Origin of the sequence: Streptomyces sp. NPDC002619, from assembly GCF_042889305.1 — a bacterium.
GTDB lineage: Bacteria > Actinomycetota > Actinomycetes > Streptomycetales > Streptomycetaceae > Streptomyces.
On the sequence record NZ_JBIAQV010000003.1, the window covers coordinates 1 to 17,517 of the forward strand.

Genomic DNA, 17,517 nt, shown 5'->3' on the forward strand with positions numbered 1-17,517 from the left:
CGTCCTCGCCCCGCTCGTTCCTCGCGGGGCTCCGGGCGCTCCAACTGGACCCCTCCCAGGCGGCGGTCCCACAGATACACCGCGAGGAAGCCCTCGCAAGGAAAACGCCCCGGCATCCCATCGAGAGGCCGCAGGCGGTGGCCGTTTACGCCCCTTGACAGGCCCGGCCCTCATGGGTGCGGTTCTGTGCGTGCGCATTGTGTGCGGTGTGGGCGTTACGGGCGACACCTTGACGCTGGAATGCTCGTGACGCTCATTTGACGCTCGTTCTGATGGAGTGTCAGGCGCGTTGTGCCGTTGGTCAGGTGGTCTGTTGGCTAAGCCGGCTACGCAGGATGCCCGAGAATTTCGTGGTGCCAAGCGGTCATGCTCAGCCACATGTGTGGAGCACCCAGCTGATTCTTCGTCTGCTGGTGGTACACGCCAGACGTCCGTCTGACCAGCGCGAACAGTGCTGTGCGAGCCATGGAGTCTCGAGTTGGCCCGTGGCTGGTCCGGGCGCGGTGGGGGGACTTCGAGATCGAGGCTGACACGCCGTACGAGCGGCTGCTGGCGGTTGGGCGCCCCCCTCACCGTGGCGGCGATCGCCAGACGGTGGGGTTTTGTGAGCCGCAGCCACTTCAGCCGGGTCTTCCGCACGGCCTGTGGCATGTCTCCCCGCGAGTGGCAGGCCGCGCGGGGGAACCAGTAGCGCGCAGTTGGAGCCGGCCGTGGCCCGGAGAGTCGGTCGTCGAGCCGGGCGACGGCGGCGCCCTGGTCGGCCGGCAGCGAGGCGCAGCGGTTGAGGAGGGCTCGGCCGAGGCTGGGCAGGAGGACCGGTTTGTAGGACTGCTCCAACTCGTCTCCGCCACGGCGCGGGTCGCCCCCGCACTCGCGCGTCGCCGGTGATGGCCGGGTGTGAAGCCGAGCGTTCAAGCTCGAGAGCGCATTGGTCGTCAAGGTGGATGATCCAAGGGGCGAACGTCGGTTACAGGCGTCCGGCCTGGGCGAGGGCAAGTAGGTCGTTCGCGGCTTCCTCGGAGCGGATCCGGATGGCGGCCGGGTCGGGGACCGGTCCGCCGAGCAGGGCGGTGTCCACGATCTCCGCCTGGAGGAGGGCGGAGAAGACGTGCGCGGCCCGCGTGGGGTCGCTGACCCTGGAGCGCAGTTCCGCCGGCCAGTGGGAGAGATGCCGCGTGAACAGGGCTATGCGGTCTCCGAGAATCTCCTGCTGGTAGCGGCGGCCGAGCTCGGGGAAGCGCTGCGCGTCCCGGGTCACCACCCTGAACAGCGCCAACTGCTGCTCGGACAGGATGTGTTGGAGGAGTTCGCAGCCCGCTTCCGTCAGGCCTTCCAGGGGCGGCAGGTTCAGCCACTCCGGGTCCGCGGTCTGCGCGGAGGTGTCGCAGGCCTCCTGGATGACGGCGACGAAGAGATCGTCCTTGCTGTCGAAGTGCCGGTACAGGGTGGTGATGGACACGCCTGCGCTTGCGGCGATGCGGTTGACCGAGCTTCCGCCGTACCCCTCTTCGAGGAAGGCCGCGAGGGCGGCGTTGATGATCGCCTCGCGCTTGCGCGCCATCAGGCGCGCTTTGGGGTCGTTCTCAGCCCAGGTACGCACGCTTCTTCCTCCGGTCTCGCGTCGGCTTGACAGAGCATACGACAGCGATGACTATCGTGTCATACGAAAGTGATTGCTTTCGTGTGAGGTCAAGGAGAGACAGATGCGGAACACAGACACCCCGCGGGTGCTGGTCCTCGGGGCCACAGGCCGTACCGGAGCGGCGGTCGTGAAGACTCTGGAGGCGACACCCGGCCAAGTGGTCCCGGTGCGCGCTTCACGCAGCAAGGCCACCGTCGAGCAGTGGATCAAGGAGGGGAAGGAAGCGGTCCGCATCGATCTCGATGACCCCGACACCTTCCCCGGCGCGTTGGAGGGCATCGACCGGGTATTCCTGATGACTGGCTACACCTCGGCGATGAACCAGCAGACGAAGACCCTGGTGGACGCCGCGGAGGACGCCGGCGTCAGCTTCCTGGTGCATCTGGGCGTGTTCAGCGACGGGCGCTCCACCGACCCGCACTTCGCGTGGCACGAACTGGTGGAGCGCTACATCGCCGGCTCCAAGCTGGCCTGGGCGAGTGTGCATCCGCATGTGTTCATGGAGAACCTGCTGGGCATCAACCGGCTGCGCGACGGCCAGATGGTGTGGCCGATGGGAGACAAGCAGGTCGGCTGGATCGCAGGCGACGACATCGCGGCGGTCGTGGCCAAGATTCTGGCCGAAGGCCCCGAGACGCACGCGGGCAAGGACTACTACCTGTCCGCCGATCTCCTCAACGGCACCGAGGTGGCCGAGGTCCTGTCCACCGCCCTTGGGCGGGAGATTCCCGCGCTGGTCCTGACCCCGGACGATCTGCAGCGCATGATCGACGCCGGGCTGGACGTCGCGCCCGCCAACATGGACACCGCGTACGCGGCCAGCACGCTGATCTGGGCGGGACAGACCTACGAGGGCCGCTTCGACTACTCCGCGGTCACCACGAGCACGGTCCAGGACCTGCTCGGCCGAGAGCCCATCCATCTCGGCTCGTGGGCCACCGCACACCGTCAGGAACTGCTCGACCAGCTCTCCTCATAGTTGCCGCAGCGCGGGCCCGATGAAGCTGCGAGCGCACGCGGTTGATCCTCGCCGACTCCTACTCGGAGTCGAGGAAGAGCTTGGCGTGCTTGACGAACAGCTCGGGATACTGGTGATGAGCCCCATGGTTGGCGTCGGGGTAGAGGATGAGCTGGGCGTTCGGGGCGTGCTGCTGCAGCAGGTAGGAGCAATCGGTCGGGATCGACCGCGTCATCGAGCACGCCGGAGTCGCCAAGGCCACGCTGACGCGTAAATACCAACCGCTGCAGGCAAAACCGCAGGTAGCTGACCTCGCCTCCTGTGCTGCCACCCCGCGGCACGGTGTTGATCAAGGGCTACGGGGCGTTCGATGTGCCCATTTACCCGCCCCACGGCGGGTGGCGAAGCCGCCCTGGGTCGCTGACCTGCGGCGGAGTACGTCAGAGGGTGCCAGCGGCACAGAGTGTGTCGGAGGTGTGTCGGATGCCCCGGAAGCCTCCCCGCGAGGTCGGTGGGTTCGCCTCAGGTATGCGCCGATCGGGGGCCGGATGCGTATGGGAGGTCTTGTTCAGCCCAGACGACCTTGCCGCCCGATATCGAGCGGGAGCCCCACCTGCGGGACAGCTTGGTGACGAGGAAGAGGCCGCGACCGTTCTCGTCCGTGGTGCGTGCGCGACACGGTCGCGGTGCGAACGCGTCGGTGTCGGACACTTCGCAGGTCAGGACCTGGTGCCGGATGAGCCGCAGCCCGATCTGTCCGGTGCCGTGGCGGATGGCGTTGGTGACGAGTTCGCTGACGATCAGTTTCGTGGCGTCCTGAAGATCTTCCAGGCCCCATTCTGTCAGTTGTCGTGCTGCAAGGGTGCGGGCGGTGCGGACGGCGGACTGGTCATCGCGGAGCGTCCAGGAAGCTACCTGGCTCGGGCTGAGGGAGCGGGTGCGGACGAGGAGGAGTGTGACGTCGTCGCACGGCGCCTGGTCGGGAAGGGTCTGCGTTGCGATGTCGCAGAGGTCCTCGAGGGTTCGGCCCGGTTGTGCGAGGGCGGTGCCCAGCCGGTGCATCCCCTCTTCGATGTCGTGGTCGCGAGTCTCGATCAGGCCGTCGGTGTACAAGGCGAGGACGCTTCCCTCGGCCAGTTCCAGTTCCACGGACTCGAAGATGTCCCGCACGCCGATACCCAGGGGGGCGCCGGTGGGAAGGTCGGGGTACGTGACCCGGCCCTGCGGGTCGATGATCGCGGGCGGGGGATGCCCGGCCGCCGCCATGGTGCACCGGCGGGTGGCCGGGTCGTAGACGGCGTACAGGCAGGTGGCGCCCGTCACGGCCGGAATCTGGTCCGGGACATCGCACTCTTCCTCGCCCAGTCGTTGGACCGTGTCGTCGAGGTGGGCCAGCAGTTCGTCGGGGGGCAGTTCCATGTCGGCGAGGGTGTGGACGGCGGTGCGGAGCCTGCCCATGGTCGCGGCGGCGTTGAGGCCGTGCCCGACCACGTCGCCGACGACGAGCGCCACCCGTGCGCCGGAGAGCGGGATAACGTCGAACCAGTCGCCGCCGACACCGTGGTCCACGTCCGCGGGCAGGTAGCGCGACGCCACCTCGACCGCCGTGCCACCCGTCAAATGGCGGGGCAGCAGATTGCGTTGCAGCGTGAGGGCGGCGGTGTGCTGGAGAGCGTACCGACGGGCGTTGTCCAACGCCTGCGCGGCGCGGCCGACGAGCTCTTCGGCCAGGAGCAGATCGGTCTCATGGAACGGCACGGGATCCGTTGTGCGGACGAACAGTGCCACGCCCAGCAGGGCGCGCCGTGCACGGATCGGCACGATCATGATCGAGTGCATGCCGTTTTCGCGGACCCTGTGCGCCAGTTCCGGGACCTTGTCGACCCATGTGCCCGAAGCGGTGTCAAGGACCGGCTCCAGTCGGGACTTCCCGGCACGCAGCACGGCGGTAAAGGGTGAGGCGGGAGGCACGTTGACCGGCTCGCCGCGCACCCATGGGGATTCCGGCACACCTTGGTGGATCGAGGCCAGACCCGCCCGCCGGAAAGCGGGGAGGCGCTCGCCCGTCGCGCTGATGCGTACCGGGGGCCCCTCCCCGAACGAGATCGACTGCTCAAGGTCCACGGCGACGTAGTCGGCGAGCAGAGGCACGGCAAGGTCGGCCAGTTCCTGGCTGGCCTGCATCACATCCAGGGTGCTGCCCAGACGCGTACTGGCCTGGCTGAGGACGGCGAGGCGCTCACGCGCCTGCCAGCTCGCGGTGACGTCGGCGCCGATGACGCACACCCCCAGCGATTCGCCGTCGGCGCCCTGTAGGCACTGGAATGAAGCCGCGAACTGGTGCTCCGGGCCCTGGCTCGTCGGCAGCCACGTCCGGTACTCGTGGATCTTGGTCGCACCGTTTTGGAGGACCTGCCGCATTACCGCCTCGATTGTTTCGGCATTGGCACCGGGCAGTACCTCGGTGAATCGACGTCCGAGACGTCGGTCACGGGGAAGGCCGTCGTGGCTCTCGGCAACGTCGTTTACGTAGGTGGACCGCAGTTGCCGGTCACGAATGCAGACACCGATCGGCGCGAGGGCGAGAAGCGGCCCCCGGACCGATCTGTCTGTCGCGTCCCCGGACTGCGGAACGGTGTCGGTCACGGACGCGAGCCATCGCGCTGTCGCGTCCTGACCGCGCAACATCGTGATCCGTACGCTGACGTCGAGTACGCGACCGTCCCGGTGGCGCACCACTGTCGCCCCTGACCAGCCGTTTTCGGCACGACACTGCTCGACGAACGCCGATGTCGTCGTCGCTTCCTTGAAGGATGGCAGCACGAGTGCGGCGGACCGGCCCACGACGTCACCGGCGGAGTATCCGACGAGCCGTTCGGCGGTGTGTGTCCATGCGGCGACCGTCCCCTGCTCGTCGAGCAGCGCGATTGCCGTGTCGGATATATCAGATGCGGTCAACTGCTTACCCAGTGTCACTGCGTCGAGGGTGGCTATGGTCATCGAGTGCTCTCCTCGGGAGTCTGGGAAAGACAGCGGTATAGGGCTCGAATGATGTGCCCTTTTTACCGAATGACCGGATAGTGATCGGTTTTGTGACAGCGCTGCAGCCGTGACTGATACCGCTCCCGTCATTCAGGTCGTCGTCGAGTTGCCAGCCAGGTGAGCTCCAAGTCGCCGGCTGAACGTCCCACCTCCGGGCGACCTTTGCGCGCACCTCGAACTGCAGTTCGTCGCAGGTAGGGGAAGCTCCGCATCCTGGCTCCTGATCTGCGGTTCTGTGCGTGCGCATTGTGTGCGGTGTGGGCGTTACGGGCGACACCTTGACGCTCGTGACGCTCATTCTGATGGGGTGTCAGCTGCTTCGAGGGGCAGTCTGGTTGTCCGCTCTGAAGGGCACGCCTTGGGCGCGACGCCGCTGAGCTGTCTGGCCTGTCGTCGTGGCCGCCGGCTGACACGTCAGCCGGCGGCCGTGCCGGGGCGCGCCTGGCGGAGGCAGCGCTCAAGGCGTCGTAGAAACCCGTCGAACGGCTCGTCATCGGGCCAGGTCTGATAGGCCGTGTCGATGGCGGCCAGTGCGAGGTTCAGCTGCAGCGTCGCGGTCAGCTCGTCGGAGTCGGCGGTCCGGGACGCCACCCACTGCCTCAGTTCGGTGAAGAACCGCTCGCCGAAGTTCTGGCCCGACTGGGCGAGGACGGGCGACTGCGCCTTGAGGCGGCGCTGCAGCGCCATGCGGTCCCGCAGACTCTCGACGAACCCGGTCAGGATGGCGGTCAGCGAATCCCACAGCGACTCGTCCGCGGGGCGGTCGTCCATCAGGGCCCGCCAGTTGCCCCGCTCCTCGGGGTCCTGGTCGAAGACCACGGCCTCCTTGCCGGCGAAGTAGTTGAAGAAGGTGGCGCGGGAGACGTTCGCCGCGGCCGCGATCTGCTCGACGGTCGTGGCCTCGTAGCCCTGCTCGTCGAACAGTCGCAGGGCGGCGGTCCGGATGGCGCGCCAGGTCGCGAGCTTCTTGCGCTCCCGCAGGTTCATGGCTCCTCTTTCTCGCTTTCTCTCGGTGTTGTCATCCTACGTACCGAATCCTGGACGGATGTATTTTTGGACTCGTCTAAGTTTTGGGTTACAGTGAAATCGGCCCGGAGATCTGTTCCCGAAGGCCGTTCCCGAAGGAGTCATCATGAGCAAGGTCTGGTTCATCACCGGTACGTCCCGCGGCCTCGGCCGCTCGTTCGCCGAGTCCGCCCTGGAACGCGGGGACAAGGTCGCGGCGAGTGCCAGGAACATGGCCGCGCTGGACGATCTCGTCACCAAGTACGGTGACGACGCGGTTCTGCCCCTGGCGCTGGACGTCACCGACAAGTCGGCCGTCGCCGCCGCGGTGGCCGCCGCGCACGAAAAGTTCGGCCGCCTCGATGTGGTGGTCAACAACGCCGGCTACGGTCTGTTCGGCATGGTCGAGGAGATCACCGAGCAGCAGCTGCGCGACCAGATGGAGACGAACCTCTTCGGCGCGTTCTGGGTCACCCAGGCCGTCCTGCCGATCATGCGCGCCCAGGGCAGCGGCCACATCGTGCAGATCTCGTCCGTCGGCGGCGTCGCCGCGTTCCCCTCGCTCGGCGCATATCACGCGTCCAAGTGGGCGCTCGAGGGCTTCAGCGAGGCCCTCGCCCATGAGGTCGCCGGCGCGGGGATCAAGGTCACCGTGGTCGAGCCGGGCGGGTTCAGCACCGACTGGGGCGGCTCCTCCGGCGTGCGGGCCGAGCCGAACCCCGCCTACGACCAGGTCCGTGAGGCCATCGCGGCCCGCTTCGGCGAGGCCCGCTACGCCGACCCTGCCGACGCCGGCACCGCCCTGCTGCAGATCGTCGACGCCGAGAACCCGCCGCTGCGGGTGCTGTTCGGCACGGAACCCATCGAGATCCTCGAACCCCTCTACGCCCAGCGCCTGCAGACATGGGCCGACTGGCAGCACGTGTCCCAGGTCGCGCAGGGCTGATCAGGCGCGCCGCGCCCGGCCACGTACGACAAGCGGCCGCCTCTGTCCAGTCAGGTACGTATCTCCCCCAGCCCCCCACCCTTCCCCATGGAGACGGCGCCCATCGGCAGCAGCATCAGGCCCGCCTGCACGGTGGACAGCCCGTAGGCGGCCTCCATCCACTGCGTCATCCCGTACATCACGGAGTAGACGCCCAGGAGCGTGAGCGCCTGGCGCAGATAGGTGCGGGTGAGGGCGCCGTTCGCGCTGAGCGCACGGAAGTCGAAGAACGGCGCCGTCGTGCGCAGCTCCCACCAGGCGGTGGGCGCGGCGGCCAGGACGAAGACGGCGAGTGCGGTCCAGCGGACCTGCGGGAGGCTCATCAGGAAGATGACCAGCGTGGTCATCGACGTGGCGAAGCCGAGGATGCCAGGCAGGTCGATCCGGGCGGCGACCTGGCGGAAACCGCTGTGCTCGCGGTCGAACGGGGGACCCTTGGGCAGCCAGCGCAGGGCCATGACCAGCGCGATCAACGTGACCGGGTTGTTGATCAAGAAGGCCCAGCGCCAGCCCGCGACGCCGACCAGGAGTCCGCCGATCGGCGGGCCGACCGCGGTGGTGGCCATGCCCGCGATCGCGATGCCGCCGAGCACCCCGCCGGGCGGGGTGTCGAGCCCGGCGTCCTCGGCACGGCGCCGGATCAGCACCATCGCGCAGGGGAAGGCGGCCGAGGTGCCGATGCCGATCAGGACCCGGGCGACGGTCAGCATCACCAAGTTCTGGCCGAGGCCGCCGACCACGCCGCCGAGCAGCACCAGGACGATGCCGGACAGGAAAATCCGGCGCGGGCCGAACACCTCCGCCAGCTTGCCCGCCGTGGGCTGCACGACGGCGCTGGCCAGGTACAGCGCGGACACCAGTACGGCGGTGGCGCCCACCGACACACCGAGCTCGGTGGCGATCGGCACCATGGCCGTCGCGATGATGGAACTGTTGACGGGGTTGAGCGCGGAGCCCACATAGAGCGGGGTGGTGAACGTCGGCGCGAAGGGCTCGCGCGAGCCGCCGCCTTTCCGACCGCCGGTCCAGGAGGTGTTGGTCCGGGAGGTACGAGTGCTCATATGGCGCCGTCGCTCAGGTCGGCCGCGGCCAGCCGCTCCAGCAACTCGATGGTCTTCTCCACGTCCTTGAGCTTGTCCTGCGCGACGAACTGGTCGATGGCGCGCGCCAGGAAGGAGTCGCGGCCCGCGAGCAGCTGGTCGATCATCTCGGTAGCGGACGGATAGGCGCTCATCAGCTTCCTGCAAGGAACAGCGCCGGATTGTCCAGCGGCGCTTCGTCGAGGTGCTCGCCGAGAAGGGAAAACTCGCCGAGGGCCTCGACACCGACCGCGCGGTCGACATCTGCTACGCCCTGCTCGGCCCCGAGGTGTACCACCTGTTCGTCGCCGAACGCGACTGGTCCCCCGAGGTGTGGGAGAGCTGGGTCCACCAGGGCCTGTGCAGCCACCTCCTGGCGGGGCGCTGAGCCGTCGCCTCGTCCGCCGCGGCGCCCACCATGACGTGAGGAAGTGTGTCCACAACCACCCAGACCCGCACCGACACCGGGGGAACATCACCTACAGCCGTGCCGATGGCCCCGGCTCGAACACCGACACGGGGTGGAGCCTGAAGGTCTTCGAGCAGTCCTCCGGTCGCTCCGGTCGTGACGGCCGGTCCGCTGTGGCAGCCTCGTGGTATGACTCCGGCGAACACGACGGGCGTCGGCGGCGCCACTGTGTACTACGGAAACCTCGACAGCCTCCACACGCTCCGGGTCTTCCTCGAACTGCGCGACCGGGCCAGTCACCGCATGGCGGAGAGCCTTCTCGCAACCTTCCGGCAGGCCGCCGACGACAACCGGTGGGTCCTCAGGTTCCACTTCGCGGCGACCCTGGACGACACGGTCGGCGGCAGCGGCTCGCAGCGCGCTCTGAGCGCCCTCGGCGCGGCCAGCGACGCGGGACAGCGGCAGTTCATCGAGTACCTGGCCGTGCTGTTCGCGGCGCAGCCGTACCCGCCCGGACTCGACCGCTTCGCCGACACCTCGGTGCTGCTGTCGCTGGCGAGCGAGGTCGAGGGACTGAGGTCCGCCGACTTCGACCGCAAGGTCACCGACGACACCTATCTGACCTGGGCCGGAGAAACGGTCGGCGGCTTCGCCTCCTACGGTGTCGTGGGAACACCGGTCGTCTGGTACGACGACGAAGTGATCCCGGTGGTGAAGGCCGAGGACGGGCCCGCCGTCACGCCGCAGGAATTCCTGGCCCAGCTCCCGAAGTGAGTGCCCGGTTCAGTCCCCGCCCCCGTGGAACCGGGCGAGCAGCAGATAGGCGCGTTCCTCGGTGGCCGCCAGCAGCGGCGGGTCGATGCCGGCCGGCCACAGCTCACCCGCCGCGGCGTCGTCGGCCTCGCGCAGTTCCACGACCGCCAGCGCCAGCTGCACCTGGACGAACGCGGGCGGCGGCTCGTCGAGCCCGGTCAGTGCCCGTTCGGTCCGCTCGACTGCCGCCAGGCACGCGGCCAGCGCCCGCTCCACCCGGACCGCGGCCCGGTCGTGGACCACGAGCAGCGCGCACAGCAGCGCCACGGCGATCCCCACGACGCTGCCCAGCACCCGGTCGAGGACCAGCTCGCCGGGCGGCGCGGGTGCCGCCAGGTCGCTCAGCAGCAGCGCCATCGGCGTGAGGAAGACGACGCCCAGGGCGTAGTTGCGGGCCACGACGTACTCCAGCAGGAACTCCAGGACCACGATCAGCAGCGCGAGCGCCACGGGTGGCAGGTGCGCGGCCAGGGCCGCGAACGCGAGCAGCAGCCCGACGACCGTGCCCAGGGTCCGCTGGGCGGCACGCTGGGCCGTGGTGCGCAGGCTGACCGAGTGCAGCACGGCGGCCGCGGTGATCGCTGCCCAGTAGCCGCGCTCCAGATGGAGGAGGGCGGCGACCCCGCCGGCCACGCCGGTGCCGAGCGCCATCCGCAGGGCGGGCACGGCCAGGACGGCGATGTGCTCCCGGCCCCCGATCCGTCCCCTCAGCAGTTCGGTGGCGCGCCGGGCGGCGGGCCCTTCCTGCACCGCGGTCGTCGTCGCCGGGCGCCGGACCGTACCCCCGCCCTGGGAGGACAGCTCGGTCAGCAGCAGCGGATCCCGGAGCCGCCGGTCGGTCAGCAGACGGGCCTGCCGGCGCAGCAGCAGAGCCGTGGCGGCCGGGTCGGCGGGGGAGTGCCGGGCCGAGCCGATGAGCAGCGTCCAGGACAGATCGGTCAGTCGTACGAAGACGGCGTCGCGGCCGGGGTCGGTCCGCGCGGTGTCGGCCGGTGGTGCGACACCGAGGCACTGGTAGGCGTGGAGGACGGCGACGGTCGTCCGGTGCCGGGTGCCCTGCGGTACGTCCCCGGACGCGTCCAGCAACTCGGCGAGTTTGCGCAGCGCCGTGGCCACCGCCAGCCGCTCGGGCCGGTCCGGATGCACCAGCCGGCCCGACACGCCCAGCAACCATGCAAGGGTCGCGCCGACCGCGGCGAACGCGGTGTACGGGAGCACGTCGGCGCGCGTGGTCTCGTTGTTGGCGGCCACCGCGAACGAGAACAGCAGCAACACCGCACCCAGCCCGCTCAGCCGCGCGGCGTCACAGACGAACTTCGCGCCGCCCGCGACGAGGGCCGTGGCCGCGATCACCACGGCGACACCAGCGCCACCGGCCCCCGGCCGCGCCCACACGGCGAGGGCCGCACCACAGCCCACCAGCGCCGTCATGGCCACAGCCACGACGGCGAGGACACGGGCCCGGCGCGCATACGGCAGATTGCGGCCGAACGTGGTCGTGAAGGAGCCCAGCATGGCGTAGACCGCGAGGTCGGGGTGGCCCGCGAGAGTGATCGGCACCGCGACCAGCCCCATCGCCAGGGCGGCCCGCAGGGCGAACACGACCGCACCGTCCACCTCGTGCAGCGTCAGCGCACCGCGCGGCGACAGCACGCGCCGCACACCGGCGAGCGCAGGCCGCGGGCCCTGCCGGGGCCGAAGAAGGACGAAGCGGCGGAAGAACTGCATGTTCGGTGTATATCCCCTGCTGTCGATGACGGCCGCCAGGCTGATCCGCGTCGGCGCGACTACCGTTTGGGTGCATGACGACCTGGCTATCCCTGGACGCCGGGCCCCGCCTGGCCGGCGCGGTGCTCCTCGGCGGCGTGGTGGGCATGGCCGTGTGGCTGGCGACCGACGTGGCGCTGGGTGTCCTGGCCGGTATCGCCGTGACGCAACTGGCCTTCGTCGTGGCGGGCTGGATGGTGCTGTGGCCGATGGACGCGGCGGCCACCCGGAGCAACGCCCGGCGGGAGGACTTCCGGCCCCTCGCCGAGGAACTCGTGGTCGTCGCGGTGGCCCTGTGCGGACTGGTCGCCATCGTGCTGCTGCTCGTGCGCGGCCGATCCGACCCCGGCCACGCGGTCGCCGCGACCGCGCTGTGCGGCGTCTTCCTGGCCTGGGCCGCGCTGCACCTGATGTACGCCACCCGCTACGCCTACGTGTACTACGAGTCCGCCACCGGGATCGACTTCAACTCCGACCAGCCGCCCGCGTACCGGGACTTCTTCTACTTCAGCTACAACCTCGGCATGACGTACCAGGTGTCCGACACCAATGTGTCGAGTACGACGATCCGCGCGATCGTGCTGCGGCACACCCTGCTGTCGTACGCCTTCGGCACGAGCATTCTCGCCACGGCCATCAACCTCGTCGTGGGACTCGTCAGCGGCTGAGGGCATCTCGTTCCTGCTCATACGGGGAGTTCGAGGACCTCCACCACGGTGCCCGCCGGGACGCCGCCGGGCGGGACGACGGCGAAGCCGTCCGCGAGCGCCAGGCCGCGCAGCATCGCCGGACCGTCGAACGGCAGCGGCACCATCTCGGACCCGGTGTGCCGCACCGGCAGCAGACGGGTGTCGCGCGCATGGCCCGGCAGGCCGGCCGCTACGCGCCTGAGCATGGGCTCCGGATCGGTGTGCCCGCCCAGGCGCCGCAACAGAGGGACGGCCAGAGTCACCATCCCGGCGGCCGCGGCCAGCGGATTGCCGGGCAGCCCGACGAGATGGCGGGCGCGGCCGTCGGCGGCGGGCGGCAGTTCGGCGAGCAGCATGGGGTGGCCGGGCCGTACGGCCACGGAGTCGACCGGCAGGGCGGCGCCCAGCCCGCCGAGGACGTCGTGCAGGAAGTCCACAGGACCGGCGGCGGTGCTGCCGGTGGTGATGACGACGTCGGCGGGGGAGCGCTCGACGGCCTCCCGCAGCAGGCCGGCGTCGTCCCCGACCATGCGGACCCCGATCGGCTCCGCGCCGCAGGCACCCAGCCAGGGCGTGAGCAGCGGACCGAGCGCGTCCCGGACCCGCCCGCCCTGCGGCACACCGTGCCGTAGCAACTCGTCGCCGAGGAGCAGGAGTTCGACGCGGGGCCGGCGGTGCACCGACAGCCGGTCGTACCCGGCAGCGGCGGCAAGACCCAGCACGGCCGGGGTCACGGTGGTGCCGACCGGAAGCAGCGGCTCACCGGCCCGGCACTCCTGACCGCGCGGCCGGATGTCCCGGCCGACGGGCAGCACATCGGGCGGGGTGTGCCAGATGCACTCGCCGTCGCTCTCCGCACGCTCCCGGCGCAGTACGGCGGTGGCCCCCTGCGGCAGTCGGGCGCCGGTGGCGATGGGCACGGCCGTGCCCTGCCGCAGCGGCTCCGGATCGGTCCCGGCCAGGACGACGCCACCGTACGACCGCCACGGTCCCGGACCGGCCACGGCCCAGCCGTCCATCGCCGAGGTGTCGAACGGCGGCAGATCGCACAGCGCGTCGAGTGGTGCGGCGAGGGCGTGCCCGAGGGCGTCACCGGCCGCAAGGCCGATGGAGCCGAGCGGCGCCCCGGCACTGCGCCGCGCCAGCGAACGGGCCTCCTCCCAGCTCGGAGCCGACCGGGCCGCGTGCCGATGCGGCATGGCGTCGGTGGTGTGCGTACGGGTCGCGGTCATGTGCTCTCCACTTGGTTGTCACGCCGCGCGATCCGGAGTTCACGGCGCCCGGCGGCTCGGAGGTCATGGCGCCGGGCCACCCGGCGTTCAGCCCGTGACCGGGCCCCGGCGACAGCTCGGCGTGCCCCTGCGCGGGTGACGACCTGCGGCATGGGCGATCGCTCCGCCTGGGCGTCGAGGCCGGTGCTCGGCGAGGGGCCGGGCTGTCGTCGTCCGTTCACGCATTCCGGTCGCCCTGTCTGCGATGCGTCCGCCGGAGGCGTTCCGTACCACTCGTGGTCGTCATCCGCCGATCGCCGACATGGGGCGCTCGGGGCGGAGGAACCCGGCCGTGCCGATGGTGTGGCCGGGGCCCTTGCCCGCCACGCTGGTGCGCCAGGCCGACTCCAGGGCGGCGTCGTCGGCCCCGTCGCGGAGCAGGGACCGCAGGTCGGACTCCTCCGTCGCGAAGAGGCAGTTGCGCAACTGGCCGTCCGCCGTGAGCCGTACCCGGTCGCAGTCGCCGCAGAACGGGCGCGTGACGCTGGCGATGACCCCGACCACCGCGTCCGTGCCGGCGATCCGCCACTCCTCGGCGGGCGCGTTGTCCGGGCGCCCGACCGGCACCAGCTCGAAGCGCTCGCCCAGCCGGCGCAGGATCTCCTCGGCCGTCACCATCCGCTCGCGCTGCCAGGCGCCCTGGGCGTCCAGCGGCATCGACTCGATGAACCGCATGCGGTAGCCATGCTCGGCGGCGAAGGCGGCCAGGTCGGGGATCTCGTCGTCGTTGACGCCCCGGACCGGCACCGCGTTGACCTTCACCGGGGCCAGGCCCGCGGCCCGTGCCGCGCGCAGCCCGTCGAGCACATCGGTGAGCCGGTCGCGCCGGGTGATCTCGGCGTACCGGTCCCGGCGCAGTGTGTCCAGGCTGACGTTGACCCGGTCGAGGCCCGACTCCCGCAGCGCCGCCGCGCTGCGGGCCAGCCCGATTCCATTGGTGGTGAGGGACAGTTCGGGAGCCGGGGACAGCGCGGAGAGCCGGGCGACCAGGCCGGGCAGACCCCGGCGCAGCAGCGGTTCACCGCCGGTCAGCCGGACCTTGGTGATACCGAGACGTCGCGTCGCGAGGCGCACCAGGCGCACGATCTCGTCGTCGGTGAGCACGTCCGCCCGGGGCAGCCAGTCCAGCCCCTCGGCCGGCATGCAATAACTGCAGCGCAGATTGCAGCGGTCGGTGAGGGACAGGCGCAGGTCGGTGTGGATCCTGCCGAACCGGTCCACCAGCGGGGCCGGAGCGACGCCGGCGTGCGGTCGGGACAAGGGACCTGCCTTCTTCCTGTGACCGTATGGCGAGCGTTGAATCGTAGGGCGAGTGCCGAAACACCGCCCCATTTCTGCCCGGTTATCGTCGGCGCATTTCCCAGTGCTGTCAAACAATGCTTTCCGATGGTGCGATAGGCGACGATTATCCGGGAGTTCGGGCAGGTGAGAGGCGGCAGGCGTCGTACATAAGCGCCGCCTATTTCGTCATCGGAGCCGCCTCTTTGACATATCCCCGGGAATTACCGAAGCTGCCCTCCGCCAGTTGAGGCAGAGAAGAGGCAGACCATGAGAGGCATAGAGGACGACCCGAGCGACGACCTGTCGGTCACCCCGCCCAAGCAGTGGGCGACGGGCGTGCCCGCGGTGACGCACGCGCTGGAGTACTCCCTGGAGCAGACGTCCGTACGACGCACCGCCCTGACACTGCTGAACATCAACCAGGTCAAGGGGTTCGACTGCCCGGGCTGCGCCTGGCCCGAACCGGCGCCCGGCAAGCGGCACTTCAACGAGTACTGCGAGAACGGCGCCAAGCACATCAACGACGAGGCGACCTCACGCCGGGTCACCGCCGACTTCTTCCGCCGTTACTCCGTCGCCGAACTCGACACCAAGTCCGACTACTGGCTCAACCAGCAGGGCCGGCTGACCGAGCCCATGGTCAAGCGCCCCGGAGCCGAGCACTACGAACCCATCGGCTGGGACGAGGCGTTGGACCTGCTCGCCGCCGAACTGCGCGCGCTGGACTCGCCCGACGAGGCCCTGTTCTACACCTCCGGCCGGCTCAACAACGAGGCCGCCTTCCTGCTCCAGCTCTTCGCCCGCGCCTACGGCACCAACAACCTGCCGGACTGCTCCAACCTGTGCCACGAGTCCAGCGGAGCCGCGCTCCAGGAGACCCTGGGCGTCGGCAAGGGCAGCGTCTCGCTGGACGACATCCACAACGCCGACCTGATCTTCGTGGTGGGCCAGAACCCGGGCACCAACCACCCGCGGATGCTCTCCGCGCTGGAGGAGACCAAGCGCAACGGCGGCAAGGTCGTGGCGGTGAACCCGCTCCCGGAGGCCGGCCTGCTCCGCTTCAAGCACCCGCAGAAGGCGCGCGGGGTGATCGGCCGCGGTACGCAGATCGCCGACGAGTTCCTGCAGATCCGCCCCGGCGGCGACCTCGCCCTCTTCCAGGCACTCAACCGGCTTCTGCTGGAGGCCGAGGACGCCGCACCCGGCACCGTGCTCGACCACGGCTTCATCGACGCCTCCACCACCGGCTTCGACGAGTTCGCCCGGCTCGCCCGCAAGACCGACTGGGACGACGTCCTCACGGCGACCGGACTCACCCGTGAGCAGATCGAACGCGTCCACGGCATGGTCCTGGAGAGCAAGAGCGTCATCGTGTGCTGGGCGATGGGACTGACCCAGCACAAGCACGGCGTGCCCACGATCCGGGAGATCGTCAACTTCCATCTGCTGCGCGGTAACATCGGCCGGCCCGGCGCGGGCGTGTGCCCGGTGCGCGGACACAGCAACGTCCAGGGCGACCGCACCATGGGCGTGTGGGAGAAGATGCCCCGGACGTTCCTGGACGCCCTGGGCGTCGAGTTCGGCTTCACGCCGCCCAGCCACCACGGCCTCGACGTGGTCGACTCGATCCGGGCCATGCGCGACGGCTTCGCCAAGGTCTTCCTCGGGGTCGCGGGCAACTTCGTCCGTGCCACCCCGGACAGCGTTGTCACCGAGGAGGCGATGCGGCGCTGCCGGCTCACGGCGCACATCTCCACCAAGCTCAACCGTTCCCACACCGTCTGCGGCGACACCGCGCTGATCCTGCCCACGCTCGGCCGCAGCGACCGGGACGTCCAGGCCACGGGCGTGCAGTTCTACACGGTCGAGGACTCGATGAGCGAGGTCCACGCCTCCCGCGGCAAGCTGCCCCCCGCCTCTCCGCACCTGCTCAGCGAGGTCGCCATCATCGGACGGCTGGCGCGCAGGACTCTCGGTACGACACCGGACATCCCGTGGGAGGAGTTCGAGGCCGACTACGCCACCGTCCGCGACCGGATCGCCCGCGTCGTCCCCGGCTTCGAGGACTTCAACGCCCGGGTGGCGAACCCCGGTGGCTTCCGGCTGCCCAACCCGGTCAACGAGGGCGTGTTCCGCACGCCGAGCGGCAAGGCCGTCTTCACCTGCAACGAGTTCACGATGCCGCGCGTCCCCGAGGGACATCTGCTGCTGCAGACCCTGCGCTCCCACGACCAGTGGAACACCGTCCCGTACGCGATGAACGACCGCTACCGGGGCATCCACAACGCCCGCCGCGTGGTCCTGGTCAGCCCGGACGACCTGGCCGCGCTCGGGCTCGCCGACCGCGACCGGGTGGACCTCGTGACCACGTGGCACGACGGGATCGAACGCCGCGCGGAGGACTTCCGGGTGGTCGCCTACCCCACCCCGCGCGGCTCCGCCGCCTCCTACTACCCCGAGACCAACGTTCTGGTGCCGCTCGACAGCGTCGCCGACATCAGCAACACCCCGACGTCCAAGGCCGTCCTGGTCCGCCTGGAGCCGACCGGCTCCGCCGCCTGAGCGACCGTACGAGG

The 17,517-nt window shown here is 70.0% G+C and carries 16 protein-coding genes; 7 read left to right on the forward strand and 9 right to left on the reverse strand.

Translation table 11 applies throughout. The features are described 5' to 3' along the window. Window positions 1–574: 574 nt before the first annotated feature. Window positions 575–691 carry a helix-turn-helix transcriptional regulator gene (locus tag ACFYXB_RS07185; RefSeq protein ID WP_389579499.1) on the forward strand — a complete coding sequence of 39 codons (117 nt, stop codon included), beginning with the start codon at window positions 575–577 and terminating at the stop codon, window positions 689–691. Window positions 692–967: 276 nt separating this feature from the next. On the opposite strand, the gene ACFYXB_RS07190 is transcribed toward ACFYXB_RS07185, so the two are convergent. Then, window positions 968–1,600, reverse strand: coding sequence for a TetR/AcrR family transcriptional regulator (locus tag ACFYXB_RS07190; protein ID WP_389578701.1), 633 nt, complete (start codon window positions 1,598–1,600; stop codon window positions 968–970). A gap of 103 nt (window positions 1,601–1,703) precedes the next feature. Between ACFYXB_RS07190 and ACFYXB_RS07195 the strand changes: the two genes are divergently transcribed. Beyond that, complete coding sequence (locus tag ACFYXB_RS07195) at window positions 1,704–2,621, forward strand: NmrA family NAD(P)-binding protein (RefSeq protein ID WP_389578704.1); 918 nt, start codon at window positions 1,704–1,706, stop codon at window positions 2,619–2,621. A gap of 58 nt (window positions 2,622–2,679) precedes the next feature. On the opposite strand, the gene ACFYXB_RS07200 is transcribed toward ACFYXB_RS07195, so the two are convergent. The 3 genes from ACFYXB_RS07200 to ACFYXB_RS07210 all read right to left on the reverse strand — a co-directional run bounded on the left by ACFYXB_RS07200 (window position 2,680) and on the right by ACFYXB_RS07210 (window position 6,629). Beyond that, a complete protein-coding gene (locus ACFYXB_RS07200; protein ID WP_389578706.1) occupies window positions 2,680–2,835 on the reverse strand; it encodes an alpha/beta fold hydrolase in 156 nt (51 codons plus the stop codon). 287 nt (window positions 2,836–3,122) lie between these two features. Then, window positions 3,123–5,600 (reverse strand): SpoIIE family protein phosphatase, encoded by a 2,478-nt coding sequence (locus ACFYXB_RS07205; protein ID WP_389579502.1) that lies wholly within the window; start codon window positions 5,598–5,600, stop codon window positions 3,123–3,125. Between the two features lie 456 nt (window positions 5,601–6,056). After that, window positions 6,057–6,629, reverse strand: a complete 573-nt coding sequence (locus tag ACFYXB_RS07210; RefSeq protein WP_389578709.1) for a TetR/AcrR family transcriptional regulator — start codon at window positions 6,627–6,629, stop codon at window positions 6,057–6,059. A gap of 145 nt (window positions 6,630–6,774) precedes the next feature. On the opposite strand from ACFYXB_RS07210, the gene ACFYXB_RS07215 reads away from it, so the two are divergent. Further along, window positions 6,775–7,593, forward strand: a complete 819-nt coding sequence (locus tag ACFYXB_RS07215) for an SDR family NAD(P)-dependent oxidoreductase (protein WP_389578712.1) — start codon at window positions 6,775–6,777, stop codon at window positions 7,591–7,593. Window positions 7,594–7,643: 50 nt separating this feature from the next. Here the strand turns inward: ACFYXB_RS07215 and ACFYXB_RS07220 are convergent, their stop codons facing one another. Together ACFYXB_RS07220 and ACFYXB_RS07225 are read right to left on the reverse strand one after the other, a co-directional pair. Then, complete coding sequence (locus ACFYXB_RS07220) at window positions 7,644–8,693, reverse strand: MFS transporter (protein ID WP_389578715.1); 1,050 nt, start codon at window positions 8,691–8,693, stop codon at window positions 7,644–7,646. Beyond that, complete coding sequence (locus ACFYXB_RS07225) at window positions 8,690–8,866, reverse strand: hypothetical protein (protein ID WP_389578717.1); 177 nt, start codon at window positions 8,864–8,866, stop codon at window positions 8,690–8,692. Before ACFYXB_RS07225 ends, ACFYXB_RS07220 begins: the two co-directional genes overlap by 4 nt. 50 nt (window positions 8,867–8,916) lie before the next feature. Between ACFYXB_RS07225 and ACFYXB_RS07230 the strand changes: the two genes are divergently transcribed. Next, window positions 8,917–9,099 (forward strand): hypothetical protein, encoded by a 183-nt coding sequence (locus ACFYXB_RS07230; RefSeq protein WP_389578719.1) that lies wholly within the window; start codon window positions 8,917–8,919, stop codon window positions 9,097–9,099. A 210-nt stretch (window positions 9,100–9,309) separates the two neighbouring features. Beyond that, the gene (locus ACFYXB_RS07235; RefSeq protein WP_351352082.1) at window positions 9,310–9,894 is read left to right on the forward strand and encodes a thioredoxin domain-containing protein; all 585 of its coding nucleotides are present in this window, start codon (window positions 9,310–9,312) and stop codon (window positions 9,892–9,894) included. A gap of 9 nt (window positions 9,895–9,903) precedes the next feature. Here ACFYXB_RS07235 and ACFYXB_RS07240 read toward each other — a convergent pair whose 3' ends face one another. Further along, window positions 9,904–11,661: an FUSC family protein gene (locus ACFYXB_RS07240; RefSeq protein ID WP_389578721.1), complete on the reverse strand. Its 1,758-nt coding sequence runs from the start codon at window positions 11,659–11,661 to the stop codon at window positions 9,904–9,906. A 74-nt stretch (window positions 11,662–11,735) separates the two neighbouring features. On the opposite strand from ACFYXB_RS07240, the gene ACFYXB_RS07245 reads away from it, so the two are divergent. Then, window positions 11,736–12,368 (forward strand): DUF1345 domain-containing protein, encoded by a 633-nt coding sequence (locus ACFYXB_RS07245; RefSeq protein WP_389578724.1) that lies wholly within the window; start codon window positions 11,736–11,738, stop codon window positions 12,366–12,368. A gap of 17 nt (window positions 12,369–12,385) precedes the next feature. Here ACFYXB_RS07245 and ACFYXB_RS07250 read toward each other — a convergent pair whose 3' ends face one another. Together ACFYXB_RS07250 and moaA are read right to left on the reverse strand one after the other, a co-directional pair. Next, a complete protein-coding gene (locus ACFYXB_RS07250) occupies window positions 12,386–13,621 on the reverse strand; it encodes a molybdopterin molybdotransferase MoeA (protein ID WP_389578727.1) in 1,236 nt (411 codons plus the stop codon). A 282-nt stretch (window positions 13,622–13,903) separates the two neighbouring features. Then, complete coding sequence (moaA, locus tag ACFYXB_RS07255) at window positions 13,904–14,920, reverse strand: GTP 3',8-cyclase MoaA (protein WP_351352070.1); 1,017 nt, start codon at window positions 14,918–14,920, stop codon at window positions 13,904–13,906. Window positions 14,921–15,208: 288 nt separating this feature from the next. Between moaA and ACFYXB_RS07260 the strand changes: the two genes are divergently transcribed. Continuing rightward, window positions 15,209–17,503, forward strand: a complete 2,295-nt coding sequence (locus tag ACFYXB_RS07260) for an FdhF/YdeP family oxidoreductase (protein ID WP_389578729.1) — start codon at window positions 15,209–15,211, stop codon at window positions 17,501–17,503. Window positions 17,504–17,517 lie beyond the last annotated feature (14 nt).